The following is an 876-nucleotide window of genomic DNA, read 5'->3' as shown; positions in this document are numbered from 1 at the left end:
TGAAAACGATAGATGAACGGCAATCATTGTAGTCATGAACAGAACTTTGAATGATTAAATCGCACCTTCCTTAATTCGTTCTGCTGTAAGCCACTCAGATAACATAATTACGATTCCCTAGTTTCTGGTGTTCTGCATGTTGACCAATTCGGCCGCCGAGATCCGTGACAATGTTCACAAAGTTAGCGCTAACATCAAAAAATGTTAAAATATTTGTTAGCGCTAACACTTTTAATGTTTTCTGACTATCAGTAACATGCGTCATATTCCTGTGACGTTGTTAACAGACGAAACCGGGAAAATCATTTTAAATCATCGCGTTACTGGCATAATAATCATAAAAAAATCACCCTGTGGTATGATAGCCGGGGTGACGTCATGGTAACGAAACCATGTTAAGGCAGGAGAACAGATGGAAGGTAAGCGGCGTCCTGGCACAGGAAAAAGCACGCTCGCAGATGTGGCTAAACGTGTCGGCGTCAGTGCGATGACGGTATCGCGTGCGTTACGCGCACCGGAAAAAGTCTCGGACTCGTTGCGCGAAAAAATTCAGCAGGTGATTGCTGAACTGGGCTATGTGCCTAATCTGGCCGCCAGCGCACTGGCATCTGCCTCCTCCCGTCTGATCACACTGGTGGTCCCGTCTCTGAAAACCCCGGGTTGCTCAGTGATTTACCATACCCTGCAACAGCAGCTGCTGCCGCAGGGCTACAATATTCTGCTGTCCGAGGCTGATAACGCGAACAGCCGCGGCAGCGAACTGATTGAAACATTACTGGCTTATAACCCAGCCGCTATCGTGCAGGGCGGATTCAAGTTCGAAGTGCAACGCTAAGCCGCCTGTCTTAACTCTGCAAAGACCACTGAAGGCTGCCG

General features: G+C 48.1%; 1 protein-coding gene. It reads left to right on the top strand.

The features are described from left to right. The first annotated feature begins 412 nt into the window (after positions 1-412). Positions 413-835: a LacI family DNA-binding transcriptional regulator gene (locus ACSZO1_RS22540; RefSeq protein ID WP_437616620.1), complete on the top strand. Its 423-nt coding sequence runs from the start codon at positions 413-415 to the stop codon at positions 833-835. Positions 836-876: the final 41 nt, after the last annotated feature.

Origin of the sequence: Erwinia sp. V71 (assembly GCF_965644245.1) — a bacterium.
Lineage (GTDB): Bacteria > Pseudomonadota > Gammaproteobacteria > Enterobacterales > Enterobacteriaceae > Erwinia.
This window is presented reverse-complemented; position numbering and strand designations above follow the sequence as displayed.